This is a genomic window from Devosia riboflavina (genome assembly GCF_000743575.1).
GTDB classification, from domain to species: domain Bacteria; phylum Pseudomonadota; class Alphaproteobacteria; order Rhizobiales; family Devosiaceae; genus Devosia; species Devosia riboflavina.
Genome location: NZ_JQGC01000006.1, coordinates 128,212 through 150,115 on the forward strand (window position 1 = coordinate 128,212; position 21,904 = coordinate 150,115).

Annotated in this window: 20 protein-coding genes; 17 read left to right on the top strand and 3 right to left on the bottom strand. The window is 62.2% G+C overall.

Features of this window, described 5'->3' with window-relative positions; translation table 11 throughout:
* The first annotated feature begins 33 nt into the window (after nucleotides 1-33).
* Genes JP75_RS07960 through JP75_RS07995 form a run of 8 tightly spaced genes read left to right on the top strand, consistent with a single transcriptional unit; the run spans nucleotide 34 to nucleotide 8,062 of the window.
* On the top strand, nucleotides 34-975 hold the full coding sequence (locus tag JP75_RS07960) for a fatty acid desaturase (protein ID WP_035081357.1): 942 nt from the start codon (nucleotides 34-36) through the stop codon (nucleotides 973-975).
* Nucleotides 972-1,763, top strand: a complete 792-nt coding sequence (locus JP75_RS07965) for a phosphate/phosphite/phosphonate ABC transporter substrate-binding protein (RefSeq protein WP_084587542.1) — start codon at nucleotides 972-974, stop codon at nucleotides 1,761-1,763. Before JP75_RS07960 ends, JP75_RS07965 begins: the two co-directional genes overlap by 4 nt.
* A 51-nt stretch (nucleotides 1,764-1,814) precedes the next feature.
* Nucleotides 1,815-2,726: a glycine betaine ABC transporter substrate-binding protein OsmF gene (gene osmF / locus JP75_RS07970; protein ID WP_051960494.1), complete on the top strand. Its 912-nt coding sequence runs from the start codon at nucleotides 1,815-1,817 to the stop codon at nucleotides 2,724-2,726.
* 51 nt (nucleotides 2,727-2,777) lie between these two features.
* Nucleotides 2,778-3,956, top strand: coding sequence for an ABC transporter permease (locus JP75_RS07975; RefSeq protein WP_051960528.1), 1,179 nt, complete (start codon nucleotides 2,778-2,780; stop codon nucleotides 3,954-3,956).
* Entirely contained in the window at nucleotides 3,953-4,891 is a 939-nt protein-coding gene (locus JP75_RS07980; RefSeq protein ID WP_035081364.1) for an ABC transporter ATP-binding protein, read from the top strand. Before JP75_RS07975 ends, JP75_RS07980 begins: the two co-directional genes overlap by 4 nt.
* Complete coding sequence (locus JP75_RS07985) at nucleotides 4,888-5,628, top strand: ABC transporter permease (protein WP_035081367.1); 741 nt, start codon at nucleotides 4,888-4,890, stop codon at nucleotides 5,626-5,628. Before JP75_RS07980 ends, JP75_RS07985 begins: the two co-directional genes overlap by 4 nt.
* Nucleotides 5,625-7,079 carry an MFS transporter gene (locus JP75_RS07990; RefSeq protein ID WP_051960495.1) on the top strand — a complete coding sequence of 485 codons (1,455 nt, stop codon included), beginning with the start codon at nucleotides 5,625-5,627 and terminating at the stop codon, nucleotides 7,077-7,079. Before JP75_RS07985 ends, JP75_RS07990 begins: the two co-directional genes overlap by 4 nt.
* 50 nt (nucleotides 7,080-7,129) lie before the next feature.
* Nucleotides 7,130-8,062 (top strand): aldose epimerase family protein, encoded by a 933-nt coding sequence (locus JP75_RS07995; RefSeq protein ID WP_084587543.1) that lies wholly within the window; start codon nucleotides 7,130-7,132, stop codon nucleotides 8,060-8,062.
* Here JP75_RS07995 and JP75_RS08000 read toward each other — a convergent pair.
* Nucleotides 8,010-8,915 (bottom strand): 2-dehydro-3-deoxygalactonokinase, encoded by a 906-nt coding sequence (locus JP75_RS08000; protein WP_035081370.1) that lies wholly within the window; start codon nucleotides 8,913-8,915, stop codon nucleotides 8,010-8,012. The genes JP75_RS07995 and JP75_RS08000 overlap by 53 nt on opposite strands.
* Nucleotides 8,916-9,086: 171 nt before the next feature.
* Between JP75_RS08000 and JP75_RS08005 the strand changes: the two genes are divergently transcribed.
* From JP75_RS08005 to JP75_RS08045, 9 genes are all read left to right on the top strand, one after another.
* Complete coding sequence (locus JP75_RS08005; RefSeq protein ID WP_035081373.1) at nucleotides 9,087-10,016, top strand: dihydrodipicolinate synthase family protein; 930 nt, start codon at nucleotides 9,087-9,089, stop codon at nucleotides 10,014-10,016.
* Nucleotides 10,013-11,182, top strand: coding sequence for a mandelate racemase/muconate lactonizing enzyme family protein (locus JP75_RS08010; RefSeq protein WP_035081375.1), 1,170 nt, complete (start codon nucleotides 10,013-10,015; stop codon nucleotides 11,180-11,182). Before JP75_RS08005 ends, JP75_RS08010 begins: the two co-directional genes overlap by 4 nt.
* 21 nt (nucleotides 11,183-11,203) lie before the next feature.
* Nucleotides 11,204-12,466 carry an ABC transporter substrate-binding protein gene (locus tag JP75_RS08015; RefSeq protein WP_035081378.1) on the top strand — a complete coding sequence of 421 codons (1,263 nt, stop codon included), beginning with the start codon at nucleotides 11,204-11,206 and terminating at the stop codon, nucleotides 12,464-12,466.
* A gap of 64 nt (nucleotides 12,467-12,530) precedes the next feature.
* The gene (locus tag JP75_RS08020) at nucleotides 12,531-13,787 is read left to right on the top strand and encodes an ABC transporter substrate-binding protein (RefSeq protein ID WP_035081380.1); all 1,257 of its coding nucleotides are present in this window, start codon (nucleotides 12,531-12,533) and stop codon (nucleotides 13,785-13,787) included.
* Between the two features lie 50 nt (nucleotides 13,788-13,837).
* Nucleotides 13,838-14,794, top strand: a complete 957-nt coding sequence (locus JP75_RS08025; RefSeq protein ID WP_084587545.1) for a carbohydrate ABC transporter permease — start codon at nucleotides 13,838-13,840, stop codon at nucleotides 14,792-14,794.
* Nucleotides 14,795-14,804: 10 nt separating this feature from the next.
* Nucleotides 14,805-15,635: a carbohydrate ABC transporter permease gene (locus JP75_RS08030; protein WP_035081382.1), complete on the top strand. Its 831-nt coding sequence runs from the start codon at nucleotides 14,805-14,807 to the stop codon at nucleotides 15,633-15,635.
* Between the two features lie 4 nt (nucleotides 15,636-15,639).
* Nucleotides 15,640-16,782 carry an ABC transporter ATP-binding protein gene (locus tag JP75_RS08035; RefSeq protein WP_035081387.1) on the top strand — a complete coding sequence of 381 codons (1,143 nt, stop codon included), beginning with the start codon at nucleotides 15,640-15,642 and terminating at the stop codon, nucleotides 16,780-16,782.
* A gap of 11 nt (nucleotides 16,783-16,793) precedes the next feature.
* Nucleotides 16,794-18,497 carry an SMP-30/gluconolactonase/LRE family protein gene (locus JP75_RS08040; protein WP_035081389.1) on the top strand — a complete coding sequence of 568 codons (1,704 nt, stop codon included), beginning with the start codon at nucleotides 16,794-16,796 and terminating at the stop codon, nucleotides 18,495-18,497.
* Nucleotides 18,494-19,264 (top strand): SDR family NAD(P)-dependent oxidoreductase, encoded by a 771-nt coding sequence (locus JP75_RS08045; protein ID WP_035081391.1) that lies wholly within the window; start codon nucleotides 18,494-18,496, stop codon nucleotides 19,262-19,264. The genes JP75_RS08040 and JP75_RS08045 overlap by 4 nt, the downstream gene beginning before the upstream one ends.
* Before the next feature lie 47 nt (nucleotides 19,265-19,311).
* Here JP75_RS08045 and JP75_RS08050 read toward each other — a convergent pair whose 3' ends face one another.
* Both JP75_RS08050 and JP75_RS08055 read right to left on the bottom strand, forming a co-directional pair.
* A complete protein-coding gene (locus JP75_RS08050; RefSeq protein WP_035081394.1) occupies nucleotides 19,312-20,229 on the bottom strand; it encodes a phosphotriesterase family protein in 918 nt (305 codons plus the stop codon).
* A 120-nt stretch (nucleotides 20,230-20,349) separates the two neighbouring features.
* Nucleotides 20,350-21,846, bottom strand: coding sequence for a CoA-acylating methylmalonate-semialdehyde dehydrogenase (locus JP75_RS08055; protein WP_035081951.1), 1,497 nt, complete (start codon nucleotides 21,844-21,846; stop codon nucleotides 20,350-20,352).
* Between the last annotated feature and the right edge of the window lie 58 nt (nucleotides 21,847-21,904).

Below are 21,904 nucleotides of genomic sequence, written 5' to 3' on the forward strand. Positions count from 1 at the left end.
ACTTAAAGCGGTGGCCGATGCTCTAAATCCTGCATGACGCACCGAGCCGACCAGACTATACCCTATATCCGTGCCAGAACCCTAGAATGGCCTACGCTTGCGCTGGTTCTAGCGATTTATGGTGGTTGGCTGGCGCTCACGTTTTTCTGGCAGTCGATACCACTTTGGCTGCTTGTTCCGCTCGCGGCTTGGACCGTGGCCTGGCAAGGCTCGTTGCAGCATGAAATCATTCACGGTCATCCGACGCGGATAAGGGCGCTCAATGATGCGCTTGGCTGGCCGCCGCTGTCGCTTTGGCTGCCCTATCCGATCTATAAGCTGAGCCACTTGCAGCATCACCGTGACGAGCGGTTGACCGACCCGCTCGACGATCCGGAATCCTTCTACATCACCGAAAAGGCTTGGAGTGACGCGCCGGCATGGCTGCGGTCGCTGCTGCGGTTCAATCAGACCCTGCTAGGACGCCTCATCGTTGGGCCGGCTTTCATGATCGGCTTTTTCCTGCATGCCGAGTTTGGCCTGATTCTGGCCAACCAGGGGAAGCGGCGGCGCATCTGGGCCATCCAGGCTGCGCTGGTCGCGGTGGTTTTGGTCTGGGTGCTCGCTATCTGCCAGATGCCGCTCTGGTTCTATCTGCTGGCCTTTGTCTATGCCGGCGGCGCGCTGACCCGCATCCGCTCCTTCGCCGAGCACCGCTTTGCCGACAAGCACGAGGAACGCACGGCCATCGTCGAAGGCGGTGGCCCGCTGGCGCTGCTGTTTCTCAACAACAACCTGCATGTGCTGCACCACCTGCGTCCCACCATCGCTTGGTACGATTTGCCTGCCCTCTATAGGGCGCATCGCGAGACCTTGGTTAAGCACAATGGCGGTCTCGTCTATCGCAATTACGGCGAGCTTTTCGGACGCTTCTTCGTCCGGCCGCATGACAAGCTGTTGCATCCCCATCACCGCACCACGGATGCACGCGAATGACACGGACAGTTTCGCTCGCCATGTACGATCCGGGCGAGGGCGCGGTTGATGGGCTGTGGGTCGATCTGCGGGAGCGCCTGATCGTCGCCGGTTTCGATGAGCTACCCTTGACGCTAGACGGCAGCGGGGACCTTGAAGCCACCTGGCTTGATAGTAATCTCCTTCTGGCACAGACCTGCGGCTATCCCCTCCGCCATCTGCTTGATGGTCGGGTCCGTTATGTGGGCACACCGATCTATGCGGTAGAGGGGACAGACGGTCCAAACTACAGCAGCGCCATCGTTGTCAGGGCCGATAACCCTGCCGAACGGCTCGAAGACCTGCGCGGTCGTCGCGCCGCCTACAACGCGGTCCATTCTCAGTCCGGCTACAACGCATTTCGCGAGACGGTTTCCGCCTATGCCGAAAATGGGCGCTTCTTCTCGGAGACTTTTGCAACCGGCAGCCATTCGGCGTCGTTGCAATCGGTGATCGGCGGGCGCGCCGATGTGGCGGCGATCGATCCCGTCACACTGCAACTGCAACCACAGGATGTGCGGGATGCGATCAAAGTCATTGGCTGGACCGCCGCTGCTCCGGGTCTGCCCTTCATCACCGTGCTGACAATATCTGACAGTGAGCTCGTCAAATTGCGGGCCGTACTCGCCGACTTCTTCGGCGGGGCGGCACGCAAGGATCATCCCGAATTTCACTTCGCCGGCTTCGAAGTCCTCCCGGACGAAGCCTATGACAGCATTCTTGCGATGGAACAGCGGGCGATCGACCGATCCTACCCGCGCCTCGCCTGAACCTTCCCAAAGACAAGCGGCCACACTGGCCAACGATCCAAGGAGATCAACGTGCGTCTACTGACCAAACTCGCCGTGGCAACCCTCGCCCTGGCTCTGACCACCGGCATTGCGAATGCACAAGTCGTGGTGTCCTCGAAGATCGATACTGAAGGTGGCCTCCTCGGCAACATCATTTCGCAGGTGCTGCAGGCCAATGGCGTGCCGGTGACTGAAAAGATCCAGCTTGGCGCTACCTCGGTCGTGCGCGAAGCTATCGTGGCCGGCCAGATCGATATCTATCCCGAATATACCGGCAATGCCGCTTTCTTCTTCAACAAAGCCGACGATCCGCTCTGGAACGACGCTGCCAAGGCCTATGCCGAGGCAGCCAAGCTTGATCTTGAGGCCAACAAGATCGTCTGGCTGCAGCCGGCGCCGGCCAACAACACCTGGGCTGTCGCGCTCCGCAAGGATATCGCCGACGCCGATGGCCTCGTGACCTTCAGCGATTTCGGCAAGTATGTTGCCGAGGGCGGTGACGTGAAGCTTACTGCATCAGCCGAGTTCGTGAGCTCGCCGGCCGCCCTGCCGAAGTTTCAGGAAGTCTACGGCTTCACCCTCAAGCCCGAACAATTGGTGACGCTGTCGGGCGGCGACACCTCGGCGACCATCGCCGCCGCCGCTCAGCAGACCGATGGCGTCAATGCCGCCATGGTCTACGGCACGGACGGCGGCATTGCCCCGTCGGGCCTTGTCGTCCTCGAGGACGACAAGGGCGTGCAGCCGGTCTATGAGCCGGCCCCGATCATTCGCGAAGCCGTGCTTGCGGAATATCCGCAGATCAAGGACCTGCTGGCACCCGTCTTCGCCAAGCTCGACATCATCACCCTGCAGGAACTCAACGGCCGCATCCAGGTCGGTGGCGAGTCCGCTCAGGCCGTGGCCGTCGATTGGCTGAAGACCGGCGGTTTCCTGAAGTAGTAGTCTCATTGAGGGGTGGGTCATTCCGGCCCGCCCCAACCCTCTTTGGTCATGACAGATAATTCAACGCCCCCATCCTCGCGGCATGTCATTGACCGGCTGGGGATTGTAATCTTTGCTCTCGCGATAGCCGGGCTCTTTTGCCCATTCGTGCTGTTCCGCGCCAATCGCATCGTGGCAGGCGAGGCCCGCTATGTGCTCGATGCCTTGCCCGGCTGGCCGGGCTATTTTCTTCTAGCGGTACTCGGCACCGGCGCTGTCCTGGCCTTGCTTCGCCTTGATGCTCGTCTGCGTCTTGCGGTCAGCTTTGCTGCGCTCGCCATACTCGCCGTCGGCCTCGGCTGGGCTGTGAATAGCGTGACGCCCGAAGGCGATAAGATTTCACGCACGGCGCCGGCCCTTGGTTTCTGGCTCGAATTGCTGGCTTTTGGCCTGCTTGCCGCCGACAGTGTCGTGCGATTGGGGCTGAAACCGCTGTCGCGCATCGCCCTTCTCGTGGCAGTTGGTCTCGCTATCGCGACCATCCTTCTCTCCGGCATCTGGTCCGATCTCTCCGTATTGCGCGAATATGCCAATCGCGCCGATGTCTTCTGGCGCGAGGCGGCAACCCATATTACGCTGGCCCTGGGTTCGCTCGTGGCCGCCGCACTGGTCGGCCTGCCGCTCGGCATCGTCATCCATCCCACGAGGCGCTTGCGCGCGGTGGTCACCGGGCTTCTGAGTGCGGTGCAAACCATCCCCTCGATCGCGCTTTTTGGACTCCTCATTGCGCCGCTCGCCTGGCTTGCTGCCACTGTCCCGGCCGCAGCGGCCCTAGGCATTGCCGGCATCGGCGCCGCTCCCGCCATGCTTGCCTTGTTTCTCTATGCGCTGATGCCTGTTGTCTCCAACACGCTGGCTGGGCTCGATGCTGTGCCGTCTGCTGCCAATGAGGCCGCGCGCGGCATGGGCATGACTGATGCCGAACGCTTACTGCAGGTGCAATTGCCGCTGGCCTTTCCCTCGATCCTTGCGGCCATCCGCATTGTTCTTGTCCAGAATATCGGTCTTGCCACCGTGGCTGCTCTGATCGGAGGAGGGGGCTTTGGCGTCTTCGTCTTCCAGGGCGTCGGACAGACGGCGATGGACCTAGTGCTCCTCGGCGCCGTGCCAACGGTCGCGCTCGCCTTTGCCTCCGCCGTCCTTCTCGACGCCGCAGTTGAACTGGTCTCCGTGAAAGGCCGAACATGATCGAGATCGAGCATCTGTCGAAGTTTTTTGACGAAACCTGTGTCGTCGACGATGTGTCCATGACCATCCCCGATGGCGCGCTTGCCGTCATCGTCGGCACGTCTGGATCGGGCAAGACGACGCTGCTGCGCATGATCAATCGACTGGTCGAACCGAGTTCGGGACGTATCCTGATCGACGGCAAGGACATCAGCGCCATCCCGCCGCACGAACTGCGCCGCCAGATCGGCTACGCTATTCAAAGCCATGGTCTTTTTCCGCATCGCACCGTGGGCCAGAACATCGCCACCGTGCCGCACCTGCTCCATTGGGAGGCAACCAAGGTGAATGCACGGGTCGACGAACTGCTCGATCTCTTCCAGCTCGATCCCGCCGAATTCCGCGATCGCTATCCGAGCCAGCTTTCCGGCGGCCAGCAACAGCGCGTGGGCGTCGCCCGCGCCCTGGCGGCCGCACCAAAGCTGCTGCTGATGGATGAACCTTTCGGTGCGCTCGATCCCATCATCCGTGCTCGGGCTCAAGAGGATCTGCGCCAGATCCAGCGCCGATTGGGCACAACCATCGTGCTCGTGACCCATGATATGAACGAGGCAATCCATCTCGGCGACCGGATCGCGGTGATGGATCGCGCGAAACTCCTGCAATATGACACGCCGCAGGAGATCGTCACGCGTCCCGCAACCGACTTTGTCGGCGAACTATTGGGTAGTGGCGAGCGACCCTTCCGCCTGCTCTCGCTGCAACCCCTGCGCCCGTTCATCGAACAAGGCGAGGCGACCGGCACCGCCGTCAGCGTAGATGCCTCGCTACGCGATGCGCTGGAAGAAGCGCTCTGGAGTGGGCGCGCGGCCGTGCCTGTCCGCGACGGCGCCGGTAAAACCCTTGGCCGCGTGACGTTGGCGACCGCCATTCGCCAGGCGGCGCGCCCACAATGAAAATCAAAGCGCTTTCCCGGCTGGCGGTGCTGATCCTGCTCGGCGTCTTTCTGGCCCGACCGGATTGGTTTGGCTGGCTCTTCGCGCCACTCACCCGCAATGGCCAGGCCGCGATCTATACGCAGAATTCGCTACTCAACCTGACGCTCAATCATCTTGCCATTGTCGCCGCTGCGACATTGGCCGGGAGTATTGTCGCCATCGGTCTTGCTGTTCTCGTCACGCGCCCTGCAGGACGTGAATTTCTGCCGCTGTCCCGCACCCTTGCCAATGCCGGTCAAACCTTTCCGCCGGTCGCTGTGCTGGCCCTTGCCGTGCCGGTCCTCGGTTTTGGTACTGCTCCGACCCTCCTCGCGCTCTTTCTCTATGGGCTGCTGCCCATCTTCGAAAATGCTCTGGCCGGGCTGGCTTCGGTATCGCCCGATGTGCAGGAGGCGGCGCGCGGCACGGGTATGACCGATGGGCAAAGACTCCTGCGCGTCGAACTGCCCCTGGCGCTGCCGACGATCATCGCCGGCATCCGCATCTCGGCCATCATTTCCATGGGGACGGCGACCATTGGGTCTACTGTTGCGGCCAGTACGCTGGGCGAGACGATTATCGCCGGCCTCATCAACAGCAACCTTGCCTTTGTGGCGCAGGGGGCGTTGGTGGTCGGCGCACTCGCCATCATCGTCAACACATCTCTTTTTGCCATCGAACGTCATTTCAGCCGCTATCGGCAGGATCAGCGATGACCAACTATTCGCCCGCCCAACGCCGCCGCATTCTCGTCGCCGCCATCGTGGCTTCTTCCATGGGCTTTATCGATGGCTCGGTGATTTCCATCGTCACCCCGGCCATCCGCGCCAGCCTCGGTGCGAGCCTTGCCGATGTGCAGTGGGTCTCCAATGCCTATCTCCTCACGCTGTCCTCGCTGCTGCTGCTCGGTGGCGCCGCGGGAGATCGCTTCGGGCTGCGCAATGTTTTTGCCGCAGGCATTGTGCTCTTCGTGATCGCCTCGCTGGCTTCGGCCCTTGCAGGAAATGCTGCCTTCCTGATCGCGGCGCGCGCCGTTCAGGGCATTGGTGCCGCCTTCATGGTGCCGGGTAGTCTCGCCATCATCGCCGAGGCCTATCCAAAGGACCAACGCGGTGGCGCCATAGGCACATGGGCCGCGGCCTCCTCGCTCACCACGCTTTTGGGACCGGTATTGGGCGGCGCCTTGCTGACCTGGCTGGGTGATGATAGCTGGCGCTGGGTCTTCGCTATCAATCTGCCGCTGGGAGCACTGGCCTTGGCGCTCCTCTTGGGCATGCCGGTCCAAGCTAACCTCGCGCGTAAGCCACTCGATTTCTTCGGTGCCGCGCTGGCGACCGTGACCCTGTTGCTTATCTCCTGGGCCTTCATCGATGCATCTAGCTGGTTCTGGGCATATCTGGGCGCCGGCCTTGCAATGCTTGCTGTCTTCCTCGTTTGGGAAGCCAGGGCCACGGCGCCCATGCTGCCGCTCGCTCTCTTTGCCGATGTCCGATTTTCAGGGGCACAGGCTGTTACCTTTCTCATCTATTTTGGTCTCTCCGCGGTCCTCTTCTATCTGCCCATGGTGATGATTGCCGGATGGCGCATATCGCCGGCCGAAGTGGCCATCGCTATGCTGCCATTCGGCATAGCGCTCACGGTGCTCTCGCCGCCGGCTGGCAAGCTGACGGACCGGTTCGGGCCCGGACCGGTAATCGCGACAGGTGGTCTGTTGGTCATGCTCTGCTTTATCGGCTTGGGTCTCACCGCGCATTTGCACCAGGTCTGGCTGGGCATCGCGCCGCTGATGACCTTGTTCGGCATCGGCATGAGCGCTATAGCCGGGCCGATCTCGACCGCGGTGATGGGATCGGTCGAGGATGGAGAAACCGGAACGGCGTCCGCCATCAATAATGCCGTCGCCCGCATTGCAGGCCTCGTTGCCATCGCGGCCATGGGTGGTCTCGCACTTGCCGTCTTCAAGCTCAACGCCCCGCCGGAGGCCGTTGCCTTTGGTATCGTCGACGACGCCGCGACCCCCGGCGCAATCGAAACAGCGCGTGTCTCCGCGACAGACCACGCCTTTGCCGCCATCTGCTACGCGACGGCCGTCCTCGCCGCGATCGGAACGGTCCTGAGCTGGACCACCTTGCAGAATCATCGCCATGTGGCGTCGGGCAAGGCGTAGCGGCAGGCTGTTCAGGCTGCGCCCAGCCATGCGGCGGAGACAGTTATCGAATGGTGCCTATCGACGTGAGGTCAAAACAGGACGTGGTAGCAACTGACATTCGGCTTGGCGCTGGCGCCTGGTCGAGTTTGATTTCGCCTTTTGGCGCAGAGCTGACGTCGTTGCGCCACGACGAAGCCGGTGAATTTATCTGGCAAGCGGGTGATGATAGCTGGCGGCGGCAGGCGCCGTTGTTGTTCCCGACCATAGGCCGATATCCCGACGGCCTGGTTCGCATAGGGAGTGCGGCGCTAGCCTTGCCTCCACATGGTTTTGCGCCGGTTCGCTCCTTTACGGTTCTAGAACAGCACGAAGCCAGTTGCCGGATGGAATTGGTCGACGACGACGAGACCCGGGCGCTCTATCCCTTTGCGTTTCGATTGACGGTTGATTTCGTGCTCGGTGCGGACGGGCTCGATATGACGATCGAGGTACATAACCCCTCGGCCGATACGGTGCTTCCTTTCATGCTTGGCGGTCATCCCGGCTTTGTCTGGCCTTTGCCCGGAGCAGGGGAAGCAGAGGCGCATCGGCTCTGGTTTTCCGAAACAGAGCAATCGCAAATGGTGGTACTTGCCGGGGCGGCGGACGCTGGCGATCGGACCTTTAGCTTCGATGGTCGCGTGGCCGAGCCCGCCAAGATGGATTTTTTCGGCCTCACGCATGCCCTGTCGCCGGTGCGGAGCGACAGGGTGACCTTCGGCACCGAAGCGGTGCATGTTGCGCTCTCCTATGAAGGCTTTGCCAATCTCGCCATCTGGCGGCGGGACACCGCGCCCTTCCTCTGCCTCGAACCTTGGACCAACCTGCCGATCGCTGTGGACAGGCCGACACAATTTGCCGATCTACCCGATATCGAGAGACTGGAGCCTGGCCGGAGCCGGCGCTTTTCTATGCGAATTGCGCCGGGCGGGACAAAGCTCGGTGGAGCGCCGCAAAGCTAAAAGCGGCCGAAGCTTGCTTTGAAAGGGCCGGGATGCCGCGCTGGTTGAGGGCTGCAAGGTAGTGTTTGGCTTCCGGGCTTTCGCCGAGAACGAGTACCGGTCCGGTGCGTAGCGACCATTCCGCTTCAGCCTCAGCGATTTCGGCACCCGCCATAAGCCCGGCGATGTAGCCGGCAATGTCCTCGGCCGGCATACGGTCGAAAAGGACCAGGCTGCGTGCCGAAAAGAGGCGCCGCAGCGGACCGCCGGGCAGAGCATCTTCCCAGGCTGCGGCGAGACCGCGGCCGAAACCGGCGTCGGTGACAACCGCGTCGGCCGGAATCAGCCGGCTGATGAGGGAATCGCGGCTGAGCAGCTTTGCCGTCTCGCCACCCATATAGGTCCCGAGCCGCATGATGCGTCCGGCCTCAACCGACACATATTTGGTGTGAAGGCCCGGAAGAATAACGGTCGCGCTGGCATGGTCGGAGGCGGCCGCGAAGACGCGGATTTCTTCGCCGCGCATGACGTCGGGCAGGGCGCCGATCGACGCGATACCTGGCAGGAACAGAAGCGGCAAGACCCCCTCTGAGCGTGCAACGGCGGTTTTGGCAAGGTCGCCGAGACTGGCGGGCGTTTCGACAAATCCGGTTTCCACCCAGCCGCCTCGTCCGGTGATCATGCCGGAGAAATAGGTGGCCGATGCTTCATTCCGCCAGACCTCAGGAACCAGCTCCAGGAAGGTTTCGGCGAAGCGGCGGTCGCGGACCGCAGTGGTACCCATCCCCTTTTTCAGGTCGGCGAGGACCGTCCCACTCTCGTCAATCAAGGACGCCTCGAAGGCCTGCGACGTCCATTCCACGCCGATCAACATTTTTGCTCCTCCAAATTTCTCTATCTTTTCAAACGCTTCGCTCGGTACGGCGCGCCTTGGGCCGTGCATTTTGTCCTGAGCACACTTGACCCCTATCACATCCTATGTTCATAGTTCCATATCAAAGAATATAGTTCCAACATATGGAACTTGATTGGAGGGCGATCGATTATGTTGTTCGGAGTGCTGCCGGTCTTGCCGACACCGTTTGACGCGGGAGGGTCCGTGGATGTTGCTGCCATGGCGCGTGTCACGGAATTTGCGTTGGAAGCCGGTGCCGACGGAGTGGTGTTTCCGGGCGTGGCAAGCGAGTTCGATCATCTCAACCCTGCGGAGCGCGAGCTTCTGGTTGGTGTTGTCGGTCGGACCCTTGGTGGCCGGAAGCCCTTCGTGGTCGGGGCCAGCGCGGCAACACCGGCCGAGGTCATTGCCTTCTGCCGGGCGGGCAAGGCGGCGGGCGCTTCGGCGGCCATGGTCATGGCGCCAGCCAGCGTCGGCGGCGACACCGAAAAGCTCATCGCCTTCTTCACAGCCGTGGCCGAAGGCGCGGGGATCGACATCATCCTCCAGAACGCGCCTGCGCCGATCGGCTCGGGGCTGACGGTCGAGGCGATTGCCGCCGTGGCGCAGGCGGTGCCTTCCATTCGCTTCGTCAAGGAAGAGACCTTGCCGTCCGGACCCAAGATCACCGCGCTGATCGCGGCGGCCGGAGACAGTCTCGACGGCGTCATGGGCGGGGGCGGTTCACGCTATGTCTATGACGAGCTTGAGCGCGGCGCCGTGGCGCTGATGCCCGCCGTGGAAATCGCCGACATCCATGCAGCGCTCTTTGCTGCCTATCGCTCCGGCGATTTGGCTGAGGCGCGCGAACTCTATGTCCGCTCGCTGCCGATCCTTCTGGTGCAAATGATTTATCGCATGCGCCTGACCAAGGAGACGCTGGTGCGCCGGGGCGTGTTTTCCTCGGCCGCGGTGCGGGCACCTCTACCCAATTTCGACGCGATTGGCCTCGCCGAGATCGACATGATGCTGGAAGAACTGGCCGATCTTCTGACAGTTGGGCACGACGAAACCAAGCGTGCTGCAGGAGATGCGCGATGACCAGCCGGATCAAGTCGGTAGAGAGCTTTACCATCCAGATCGCCCGCCAGGATGAACCCTATCTCGGCGGTCCGAAGCCCGGCGAAAGCGTCAATGATGCCGGCTATTTCGTGCGCGGCGGCAATCGGACCGTCTATCCCACCAAGGACCGGACGGTCATCTGCCGCATCGAAACAGTCGATGGCACGGTGGGCTGGGGCGAGACCTATGGCATCGTCGCGCCTGGCGCGGTGCGCGCCATTATCGACGACCTGCTCGCCGGCTTCGTCATCGGCCGAGACCCCTTCGACGTCACGGTGATCTACGAAGATCTCTATGACCTGATGCGCGTGCGCGGCCATGATGGTGGCTACTATCACGATGCGCTGGCAGCGGTGGATATCGCGCTCTGGGACATCTGCGGCAAGCTGCGCAATGCACCGGTCGCTAAGCTTCTCGGCGGTGTCCGGCACACCGAAATCCCGGCCTACGTTTCGGGCATTCCCGGCCCGAGCCTCGAAGCGCGGGCGGCCTTCGCCAAGTCTTGGCTCGACCAGGGATTTACCCAGTTCAAGTTCGCCTCTCCCCATGCCGACGATGGTGTGGTCGCCGAATTCCGGGCGCTGCGCGAGGCCCTGGGACCCCAGGCCATGATCGCAGCGGACCTCCACTGGACGCTGACCGACGTCGAGACGGTGGCCCTGGCGCATAAATGCCTGCCCTACGATCCATGGTTCCTCGAAGCAGTGTGCAAGCCGGAAGATGTCGACGGCATCGCTCGTGCTGCCGAGCATTCGCCGGTGCCGATCGCGGCGGGCGAAGAATGGCGCAATGTCTTTGACGTCCGCCGCCGCCTGGAAGCGGGGCCGCTGGCAATCGTCCAGCCGGAAATGGGCCATACCGGTATCACGGCCTTTTATCGCATGGGGCTCGTGGCCCAGTCGCACCATCGCGCCGTCATTCCCCACGCCACCATCGGCACCGGGATTTTCCTCGCCGCGAGCCTGCAGGTCAGCGCCGCGCTCCAGAACGTGCGCGCACATGAATTCCAGCACTCGGTGATGGCTCGTAACGAGCCCTATATCGCCAGCGCCCTGGAAGTGAAGCAAGGGCACTACATCGTGCCCGACAAACCGGGCATCGGGGCCGAACCGTCGGCCCAGGCCCTTGAGACAATGGTCAAATAGTTCGCTTTGGGAGGAGAAAACATGAAGCTGACCAAGACCCTGACCAGCCTTTTGCTGGCCGGAACCATGATGTTGCCGGGCGCTGCCATGGCCGAAACGACCCTGAATTTCGTCTCCTGGCAGGTGGGCGAAAAAGGCTATGGTGACTGGTGGAACGCCGTGATCGCCGAGTTCGAAGCGACCCATCCGGATGTGAAGATCGACTTCACCCTGGTGCCGCGCGATGGCTATACCGATGCCATGATCACGCAGTTCGCCGCCGGCGCGCCGCCCGATATCGTGCACCTGACCTCGTTCGAATATCAGACCTTTGCCGACAATGGCTGGCTCGAAGATCTCGGCCCCTGGATCGAAAAGTCCGGCATGGATCTCGATGGCTGGGCCGGGCAGGGCGCCTGCGTGTGGAAGGGCACCACCAACTGCATCATGCTGCTCTATTTCGGGTACATCATGGCCTATAATGAGCAATTGCTCGAAGAAGGCGGTGTGGCCGTTCCGACCACCTGGGACGAGTATCTGGCAGCGGCCCGCGCCACGACGTTCGACCGCGATGGCGACGGCATCAAGGACGTCTATGGTACCGGTGTGCATCTGGCGACGGCCAATTCGAGCTATACCAATGACGTGCTGATCTACGTGCTTTCGGCTGGCGGTCGCTGGACCAATAAGGACGGCCAGGTGACCATCAACACGCCCGAAACCATCGAGGGCATCAACCGCTGGCGCACCATTGTCGAGGAAGAGCTGACCCCCATGGGCATGGTGGGTGGCGATATCGACCAGTTGTTCATGGAAGGCAAGGTTGCCCTGCGCATCCAGGGCCCCTGGATCAACGGCTTCGTGCAGCGCGCCGAGCCGGGCATCAAGGAACACCTCAAATATGCCGCTTCGCCCCTGCAGCCGCCGCTGGGCGGTTCATCCAACGTGATCACGCTGGCTTCGGAAACGCCGCAGGAAAAGAAGGAACTGGCCTGGGAATTCATCCAGCTCGCCACGAGCCAGAAATTCCAGGAGCTCTATTCCGAACTCGGCGCTTCGCCCGCACCGCGCCCCGGTGCGGTGAATGAAGCCGCCTTCGCCGCAGTGCCGCATATGCAATTGCTGATCGACGCCACCAATGCCGCATCGGCTGCCGGGGTCGACCGCATCCCGACCGGCCTCGAAGCCCAGAATAATGAGTTCGCCAAGGTTGCAGCCGAAGAGTTCCAGCGCATGCTGATCGAGAAACTGCCGACTGAGGAAACGGCAGCCGCGATCCAGGCCGAAGCGGAAATGCTGCAGTAAAATCGGCCGCGCCCGGTTGGCCGGGCGCGGTTCCACTTCAGGCATGATCCGGAGGAGGGATCCAATGCAGAAGACCATGATTGCAAGTGCGGCGTTGACGCTGCTGCTTGCCACGACCAGTTTGGCCCAGGCGGAAACGCTGAAATTTCTGACCTGGCAGCTCACCGAGGACACCTATGGTCCGTGGTGGGAGGCGGTGATCGCCAAGTTCGAGGAAACTCATCCCGGCGACACGGTCGAGGCGACCCAGATCGCGCGGCAGGACTTTGCCGATACGATGATGACCCAGTTTGCCGGCGGTTCGCCGCCCGACATCGTGCACTTGGCCTCGTTCGAATATCAGCCTTTTGCCGCCAATGGGTGGCTGGAAGACCTGGGGCCGTGGATCGAAAAGGCCGGGCTCGATCTCGATGGCTGGGCCGGGCAGAACCTCTGCACGTGGGAAGCGACGACCCGCTGCATCAACCTTCAGTATTTCGCCTATATCATGGGCGTGAACACGGCGCTGCTTGAAGAAGCCGGACTCGACGTGCCCAAGGGCTGGGACGAGTTCATCGCCGCGGCCCGCGCCTTGACTAAGGATGTCGACGGCGACGGTATCACAGACATCTATGGCACCGGCCTGCATCTGGCCTCGGGCAACAATTACATCAACGACATGCTCAACTTCGTGCTCGATGCCGGCGGAAGCTGGACGACGCCCGACGGCAAGCCCGCCTTTGATACGCCGGAAATGGTCGTTGCCATCGATCACTGGGCAACCCTGATCCGCGAGGGCCTGGTGCCCGCCGATACGACAGGCGGCGACGCGCGCCAGCTCTTCGTCGAAGGCAAGGTGGCCATGCGTATCGAAAATCCGGGCCTCGCCGGGGTCATCGAGACCTCGGCCTCCGAGGAGATGAAGCCGAACCTGACGCTCGTCGCCTCGCCCTTCGATCCGCCGGTGGGCGGCGCGTCCGCCATCATCGGCATTCCCAGCGAAATCCCTGACGAGCGCAAGCAAAAGGTCTGGGACTTCATCGCCATCGCCACGTCGCCGGAAATGCAGGAGCTGTTCTCAGAGATCGTCGGCGCTCCGGCGCCTCGTCCGGGTTCGGTGACCGAAGCCGTGCTTGCCTCGACGCCCGAATATGGCCTCGTGGTCGAAGCCATGGAAAAGGCCGCTGCGGCCGGGGTTGATCGCGTGCCGGTGGGGCTCGAAACGCATTACAATGAGCTGGCCAGCATTGTGCGCGAGGAAATCCAGCGCATGATCATCGAAAACCGCACGGCCGAGGATACCGCAGCCGTGCTGCAAGAGCGCGTTTCGGCGCTGCAATGATACCACCGGGCCGCCGGGTCCGGCGGCCCCTTTTTAGGAGGAGCATGGCGATGTCAGAACTCAGCCAGTCCCGCACCGCAGTTGCGGCCCCGCGCCGATCATCCGGACTTTTCGGCATTGATCTCGCCAGCCCCAAACACGCCAACAAGCTCGGTTATCTTCTGCTCGCGCCAGCGGCACTGCTGATCCTGGCGATCCTTGTCTACCCGATGCTGCTGGCCATCGACATCAGCTTCCACGACGTCAAGTTCGCAACGCTCTCTTTTGGCGCGTCCGAATATACGCTGGCCAACTACCAGAAGCTGTTTTCCTCGCCCGATTTCTGGAACGCCATCCGTGTCACCGGACAATTGCTTCTCGTCGTGACGACGATCAGCATGGCCGTCGGCATGGGCACAGCCCTGCTGGTCAATCAGCAGTTTCGCGGCCGCAGCTTTGCCCGCATGCTGATCGCGCTGCCCTGGGCCATTCCGGAAGTCGTGGCCGTGGTCACCTGGGTCTGGATCCTCGACGCCTCCTTTGGCGTGCTCAACTGGATACTGATCAAGATCGGTCTCGTGGGCGGACCGGTAAGCTGGTTTTCGAGCCCCGGCACCGCCTTTTCGGCAGTAACCATGGTCATGGTGTGGAAGGGCTATCCCTTCATCTCCATCATGATCCTCGCCGGTTTGCAGTCGATTCCCGAGGAATATTACCAGGCCGCCAAGGTCGACGGCGCCAACGTGTTCCAGCGCTTCTTCTGGGTAACCATTCCCTGCATCGCACCAGTCTTGGGCGTGACGCTGATCCTGACCGTGCTCTGGGTCTTCCGCGACTTTTCCATCATCTATGTGCTGACCGGCGGCGGGCCGGTGGGAGCGACCGAAACGCTCGCCATCATGACCTATGAGGAAGCCTTCAACTTCTTCCGCATGGGCTATGCCTCGTCCATCGGTGTGGTGACGCTCATTATCTGTGCCGTCATCAGTGCCTTCCTGGTCAAAAAGACCAGCCACGCCATCTACTAGGAGGCCGCAGATGAACCGTACGCTGCCCCAATCCATCCTGCTCTATACCACGCTCGTCGTCGTGATCTGCATCCTGCTCTTTCCCGTCTACTGGATGGTGATCACCTCGCTTGCCCCGTCCAACGCCCTGCGGTCCTTCCCCCCGCAGTTCTGGCCGCAGAACCCGCAATGGCAGACCTACACAAACCTGATCTTCAACACCGACATGCCGCGTTGGCTGATGAATTCGGCTCTCGTGGCGGTGGTGGCGACAGGCATATCCATGCTGGTCTCGGTGCTCGCTGCCTATAGCCTCTCGCGTTACACCATGAAGGGCGGCGAGGCGGTGGGGCTCTTCATCTTGATGAGCAAGATGCTGCCGGCCACCATGCTGATCATTCCGCTCTTCGGCATCTTCCGCAATCTGGGGCTCATGGGCTCGCTGTGGTCGCTGATCATTGCCCACGCGACGGCCATCGTTCCTTTCGCCACCTGGATGCTGAAGGGCTATTTCGACTCCATCCCCCAGGAGCTTGAACAGGCCGCGCAGGTCGATGGCTGCACGCCCTGGGGGGCGCTCTTCCGAGTGATCCTGCCGGTATCGGCGCCTGGCCTCGCTGCAACGGCGCTCTATGGCTTCGTTCTGTCCTGGGCGGATTATCTTTATGCCCGCACGTTCCTCGCTAATGCTGCCGGCAATTGGACCGCCAATGTCGGCATCGCCACCTTCAAGGGCGAATACCAGACCGACTGGAACGTCATCATGGCCGCCTCGCTGTTGGCAGCCCTGCCCATCATGATCGCTTACCTTTTCCTCCAACGCTACCTCGTTGGCGGGCTGACCGCTGGCGCGGGAAAGTAATACCATGGCCGAAATCCAGATTCAGAACCTCAACAAGTCCTATGGCGCCTTCCATGCGCTCAAGGACATGTCGCTCCACATTGCCGATGGCGAATTCGTTGTCTTTGTCGGCCCCTCCGGCTGCGGCAAATCCACGGCGCTGAAAATTCTCGCCGGTCTCGAAGCGGCCAGCACCGGTCGCATCATGATCGGCGGCGAGGATGTGACCGACCTCGCGCCGGGCAAGCGCGACATCGCCATGGTGTTCCAGAACTACGCGCTCTATCCCCATCTCACCGTGCGCCAGAATATCGGCTTCGGCCTCAAGATGCGCGGCGCGACCAAGAAGGAGATCGACGAGCGGGTGGAGCGCGCCGCGCAGGCGCTCGAAATCACCGATTTCCTCGAGCGCCGCCCACGCGCCCTTTCGGGCGGGCAGCGCCAACGCGTGGCGCTGGGCCGCGCCATCGTGCGTGAACCACGCCTTTTCCTGATGGACGAACCGCTCTCCAATCTCGACGCGGCTCTGCGCGTGCAGATGCGTGCCGAAATCACCGCCCTGCAGCGGCGCATCGGCACGACCACGATCTACGTGACGCATGACCAGACTGAAGCCATGACCATGGCGGACCGCATCGTCATCATGCGCAAGGGCGTGGTGCAGCAGATCGGCTCGCCCGACGAGCTGTTCAACCACCCGGCCAATATCTTTGTTGCCGGCTTCATCGGTTCGCCGGCCATGAATTTCATTCGCGGCACGGTGATCGACGAGCGCGGCAGCCTGGCTGTCGACGCCGGCGGGTTCAGGCTACCAATCTCCGTCGATCTTGCCGCCGCCGCTTCGGCCTATGTCGGCAAGGAGATCATCTGCGGCATCAGGCCGGAATCGCTGGAACTGGCCGCCGCAGGGCAACCGGCCCTGGAAGTCGTGCCGAGCCTGATCGAGAGTCTCGGCAACGAAGCCTATGTGCATTTCCGCATGCCCGGGCGGCAGTTTGCCGTGGCGGTGGCCGGCGAACACGAGCACGAGGCCTCGAGCAGCGGCACACTGATCGCGCGGCTTTTCGATGGCGATCGCCCCCAGGCGGGCCAGACCGTTCGGCTGGGTTTGAAGGCCAACTCTTCCGTTCATCTGTTCGATCCGGCTACAGAGAAGGCGATCAGCTAGCGGAATCAGCCATGCCCGAACCCATGCGACTAGGCGAACATGAAATGCCGATGGGCACCTCTGCCCTCGGCAAGGGCCTCTATGTGCTCGATCTCCTGGGCGAGGTGGACCGCCCACAGCGCTTCACTCAATTGCTCAAGCTGACGGGCTTTCCCAAGGGAACGCTGCACCGTATTCTTGAAGCGCTGATGGAATTCCGCCTCATCCGCTTCAACGAAGCCGACCAGACCTATCGGCTCGGACCACGGCTATTCGAGCTGGCGCACAAGGTCTGGGACGAGTTCGACCTGCGTGGCGCTGCGGCGCCCGAGCTTGATCGCCTGGCAGACCTGACTCACGAGACAGTGTCGCTCTGCGAGATCGAGAGCGGCGCTATTCTCTATATCGACCGGCGCCTCGCCAGCGATGCTTTCGGCTTCCGCATCGAAGTCGGCCGGCGCGCGCCTCTGCATAATACGGCCGGCGGCAAGGCACTGATGAGCTTTCTCGCGCCGCATAGGCAGCGCAGCCTCATCGCTGAATTGATGGCTTCGGAAGATCCGGGCAAGAAGCCGGGCAGCGAGGCCGATTTTCTTGCCGATCTCAGCCTGACACGAGCGCGCGGCTACGCGCTCTCCATCGAAGACCATGTGCCCGGCGTCGTTTCCGTAGCAGCGCCTGTGCTCGACCATCGCCACGAACCCATCGCCGCCATCGGCGTCTCGGGTCCGCGTGAGCGCATTTCCATAGACCGTCTCCACACGATCGGGCGCGACCTGATGGAGGCCGCCCGGCGCATTTCGGGCAATGTCGGAGCGACCGCCATGAGCATCAATGCCCCCGAGCGGCCGCGTACCAATGTGGCCGCCAATGCCGAATGTGTGCTTCCAGTCGCCGCCCATCTCGGCGAAGGTCCGACCTGGAGCGCGGTAGACAACAGTCTGCTCTGGCTCGATATTCTCGCGCCGGCCGTTCACGTCTTCGATCCGGCCAGCGGGCAGGACCGCACGCTGAAAGTGCCGCGCATGGTGACGTCTATTGCGACCCGTGCCGGGGGCGGCCATGCCGTGATGACCCAGAACGGGCTCGAACTGCTCGATGTTGCGACCGGCACTTTGACTCCGGTTGTTGATCCCGAAGCCGAGATCGAGACCAATCGTTTCAACGACGCCAAATGCGATCGCCGCGGCCGCTTCTGGGCGGGCAGCATGGCGCTCGATGCTTCGGCTCCTTCGGGCAGCCTTTACTGCATCGAGGGCAATGGCAAATGGCGGCGCGTCGACACCGGCTTTACCGTATCCAACGGCATGGATTGGAGCCCGGATGATCGGCAGATGTATTTTGCCGACTCCGCCCAGGGCTGTGTCTTCGCCTATGACTTCGACCTCGACGCCGGCACGCTGAGCAATCGGCGTCCGCTGATCCAGATTCCCGCCATCGAGGGCAAGCCCGACGGACTGACTGTCGATGCCGAGGGCTATATCTGGGTGGCAGTCTGGGATGGCTGGTCGGTGCGCCGCTATGCGCCCGATGGACGGCTCGATCGGGTCGTCGGCGTTCCTGTGCCGCGGCCATCGAGCTGCTGTTTCGGCGGCCCCGAGCTCGACAAGCTCTACATTACCTCCGGTCGCATTCGACTGGCCGAACGCATGTTGGTGGAAGCGCCGCTTTCTGGCGGGCTTTTTGTCTTCGAGCCAGGCGTTCGTGGCCAGAAGGGTGGGGTATTCGCCGGATGAGTACGACGACTATTTATGCCAGCCTGCGTGACCGCCCCGTGGTCGTCACCGGCGCCGCCACGGGTATTGGCAAAGCCATTGCCCTGGCTTTTGCCGCACAGGGCGCGCCGATCGGCATTATTGATCGCGATGCAGCGGGAGCCGAGGCCACAGCCGCCGAAATCGTCAGGGCTGGGGGCAGGGCTGCGGCAGTTGCCGCCGATGTGAGCGATATCGCCGGTTTGCAGACGGCCATCGGAAGTGTCGAGCGGGCATTGGGTCCGATCCGCGTGCTCATCAACAATGCTGGCAACGATCAGCGCCATGATTTTGCGACGCTCACCCCGGACTATTGGGACGAGCGCATGGCCATCAACCTGCGCCATCTCGCCTTTGCTGCCCAGGCCGTCGTCCCGGGCATGGAAGCGGCCGGTGGGGGAGTGATCATTAATCTCGGCTCGACTTCCTGGATGCAGGGCGCCGCCGGTCTTCTCGCCTATGGCACGGCCAAGGCAGCCATCGGCGGCTTCACCCAATGCCTGGCGCGCGACCTTGGCCCGTCCGGCATCCGCGTGATGTGTATTGCCCCGGGCCGCACCATGACCGAGCGAACCATGGAGGGCGGCCTAGATCCCGCCTTTGCCGAGGCAACGCTGGCGCGCCAGGCGATCAAGACCCTGGTTGAGCCACAGGACATCGCCAATCTCGCCCTCTGGCTCGCCTCCGATGATGCGCGGATCATGACCGGCCAGACCATAATCGCCGATGGCGGCCACCTCATGCGCTAGCGAGCTGCTTTCGGCGATTGGGCATGGAACAAAAGATCTACCGACGCCTAGAGACGGGAAAAGGCGTTGAAGGGATTACGGTGGAAGAGTTGGATGATGGTGTCTTCCGATACACCGCGCGTCCTAAGCAGAGGAATTAGCTCGGTGCTGACCACGGTATAGGGTTTGGGCACGCCGCCATTGGGTTGGGCCGGGTCGTACCAGCCCCGGTCGTGGCTGATCAGCAGTTGATTGCCGAGGCCGGCGTCCAGCGCGCGCAATACAAGGTCAGCGCTTTCCTCGACCGGAACCGAGCCGACATTGTCGTATTCGATCCAGGCGCCACGGGCGGCGACCGCCCGGTGGAGTTCGAAGTCGGGCTCTGCCTGGGTGTGAATGGAAATGAAGCGCTCTGCCGAGCCGCCCAGCGCCTCGATAATGTCGAGCTGGTCCATCACCACCGAACCACGGATGGTATGGCTTCCGATCACAGCGCCGGTCTCGACCGCCGCTCGCGTGGCGGCGCGAAGAATGCGCGTCTCGAGAGGCGTTATTCCGTCATCACCGGCACTGAGTTTGATCCAGCCGGCCCGAAAGCCAGTCTGCTCAATGTTGGTCGTCAATTCGGCAAGCATCCAGCCGAACAACTCGTCTTCGCTGGCGTCGTAAACCCAGGCCGGTATCCAGGGTTCTCGATAATTTCCCGTGGGCACGACGATGGGAAAATTCGTGGCGAGGCTGACGGCCAAATCCAGATCGGCCCGCCGTCCCACGCCGCCCGTCGAGCATTCGACCAGGGCAGTGACTCCCAGCGCCTTGATCGCCTCGATTTGCGGTACCATCAGGGCCAGGACATCAGCAGCCTCGGCTTGTGCATAGCCGGGTTTGTCGGGCGTCCTGAGATCGACGAAGACGTGCTCGTGCGGGAGGATCATTCCCAACTGTTCAGAACTGAGCTTGCCCAGTGTCGAGTAGATATACCGCATTGTTTCCTATTTTCCGAGCAGTCAGCGATCGCGGCGCGCCTGAGGCGCACCGCGCTATACCATCACATCGAACCCTTCAAAGGCTACACAATTACCGCTGTTTTGTGTGAGAACGGCGCTTCAGGCCATGGTCGGCATCTGAAGTTCCGCACCGTCCTTGATGCCGCTCGGCCAGCGCGCCGTAACGGTCTTGGTCCGCGTCCAGAATTTTATCGAATCCATGCCATGCTGGTTGAGGTCGCCAAAGGCACTGGCCTTCCAGCCGCCGAAGCTGTGATAGGCGAGGGGGACCGGCACCGGCACATTGACGCCCACCATGCCCACATTAACCCGCGCCGCAAAATCCCGAGCAGCATCACCATCGCGGGTAAAAATGGCGGTGCCGTTGCCATAGGGATTGTCCATCACCAGTTGCAGGGCCTCGTCATAGGTCTTGCTACGCACGACGCTCAGCACCGGCCCAAAGATCTCTTCCTTGTAGATGTCCATGTCCGGCGTCACGCGGTCGAACAGCGTCGGGCCGACGAAGTAGCCATTCTCATAGCCCTGCAAGGAAAAGTCGCGCCCATCCAGCACGAGGTCGGCTCCCTGGCTCACCCCGCTCGAAATCAGGTTTCTTATGCGCTCCTGGCTCGCCTTGGTGATCACCGGCCCCATTTCCGACGCCTTGTCGCTGGCCGGCCCCACCTTGAGTTTTTCGACGCGCGGCTTCAGCGCAGCGACAATCCTATCCGCCGTTTCGGCGCCCACTGGCACCGCCACCGAGATCGCCATGCAGCGCTCACCGGCTGAGCCATAACCGGCCCCGATCAGCGCATCCGCTGCCTTTTCCATGTCGGCGTCGGGCATGATGACCATGTGGTTCTTAGCCCCGCCGAAGGCCTGCACGCGCTTGCCCTGCGCTGCCGCTGTGCCATAGACATAGCGGGCAATCGGCGTCGACCCGACAAAGCTGATCGCCTCGATTTTCTCATGGTCGAGAATCCCGTCGACGACTTCCTTGCCGCCATGCACGACATTCAGAATGCCTTTGGGCAGGCCCGCTTCGATGGCGAGCTGCGCCAGCCGCACCGGCACCGAGGGATCGCGTTCCGACGGCTTCAGGATAAAGGCATTACCTGCCGCGATGGCCGGCGAGAGCATCCAGAGCGGAATCATCGCCGGAAAATTGAACGGCGTAATCCCCGCGCCAATGCCCACCGGCTGGCGCATCGAATACATGTCGATCCCTGGCCCGGCACCATCGGTGAATTCGCCCTTCATGAGATGTGGCGCCCCAGCCACGAACTCCGCCACTTCCAGCCCGCGCTGAATGTCGCCCTTGGCATCCTCGACCGTCTTGCCATGTTCGCTCGACAGCAGCGCTGCAAGCTCATCCATCTGTTGGTTGATCAGACCGACAAAGTTGAAAAACACCCGCGCCCGTCGCTGCGGATTGGTCGCTGCCCATTTCGGCTGCGCCGCTGCGGCCGAGGCCACTGCGGCTTCAAGGTCGGCAGCGCTGGCAAGCGCCACCTGAGCCTGCACCTCGCCGGTCGCGGGGTTGAAGACGTCCTGAAAACCAGCGGCAACGCCCTCAGTTTCGACGCCGTCGATGAAATGACCAATCCTGCGCATGCTGACCTCCTTGGTGCCGGGCAGCATTCGCAGTATGATCAGTGCACATCAACACGAG

Coding starts and splice junctions, on each gene's coding strand:
- JP75_RS07960 (WP_035081357.1), top strand. CDS start 34: ATGACGCACCGAGCCGACCAGACTATACCCTATATCCGTGCCAGAACC.
- JP75_RS07965 (WP_084587542.1), top strand. CDS start 972: ATGACACGGACAGTTTCGCTCGCCATGTACGATCCGGGCGAGGGCGCG.
- JP75_RS07975 (WP_051960528.1), top strand. CDS start 2,778: ATGACAGATAATTCAACGCCCCCATCCTCGCGGCATGTCATTGACCGG.
- JP75_RS07980 (WP_035081364.1), top strand. CDS start 3,953: ATGATCGAGATCGAGCATCTGTCGAAGTTTTTTGACGAAACCTGTGTC.
- JP75_RS07985 (WP_035081367.1), top strand. CDS start 4,888: ATGAAAATCAAAGCGCTTTCCCGGCTGGCGGTGCTGATCCTGCTCGGC.
- JP75_RS07990 (WP_051960495.1), top strand. CDS start 5,625: ATGACCAACTATTCGCCCGCCCAACGCCGCCGCATTCTCGTCGCCGCC.
- JP75_RS07995 (WP_084587543.1), top strand. CDS start 7,130: ATGGTGCCTATCGACGTGAGGTCAAAACAGGACGTGGTAGCAACTGAC.
- JP75_RS08000 (WP_035081370.1), bottom strand. CDS start 8,915: ATGTTGATCGGCGTGGAATGGACGTCGCAGGCCTTCGAGGCGTCCTTG.
- JP75_RS08005 (WP_035081373.1), top strand. CDS start 9,087: ATGTTGTTCGGAGTGCTGCCGGTCTTGCCGACACCGTTTGACGCGGGA.
- JP75_RS08010 (WP_035081375.1), top strand. CDS start 10,013: ATGACCAGCCGGATCAAGTCGGTAGAGAGCTTTACCATCCAGATCGCC.
- JP75_RS08015 (WP_035081378.1), top strand. CDS start 11,204: ATGAAGCTGACCAAGACCCTGACCAGCCTTTTGCTGGCCGGAACCATG.
- JP75_RS08020 (WP_035081380.1), top strand. CDS start 12,531: ATGCAGAAGACCATGATTGCAAGTGCGGCGTTGACGCTGCTGCTTGCC.
- JP75_RS08025 (WP_084587545.1), top strand. CDS start 13,838: ATGTCAGAACTCAGCCAGTCCCGCACCGCAGTTGCGGCCCCGCGCCGA.
- JP75_RS08030 (WP_035081382.1), top strand. CDS start 14,805: ATGAACCGTACGCTGCCCCAATCCATCCTGCTCTATACCACGCTCGTC.
- JP75_RS08035 (WP_035081387.1), top strand. CDS start 15,640: ATGGCCGAAATCCAGATTCAGAACCTCAACAAGTCCTATGGCGCCTTC.
- JP75_RS08040 (WP_035081389.1), top strand. CDS start 16,794: ATGCCCGAACCCATGCGACTAGGCGAACATGAAATGCCGATGGGCACC.
- JP75_RS08045 (WP_035081391.1), top strand. CDS start 18,494: ATGAGTACGACGACTATTTATGCCAGCCTGCGTGACCGCCCCGTGGTC.
- JP75_RS08050 (WP_035081394.1), bottom strand. CDS start 20,229: ATGCGGTATATCTACTCGACACTGGGCAAGCTCAGTTCTGAACAGTTG.
- JP75_RS08055 (WP_035081951.1), bottom strand. CDS start 21,846: ATGCGCAGGATTGGTCATTTCATCGACGGCGTCGAAACTGAGGGCGTT.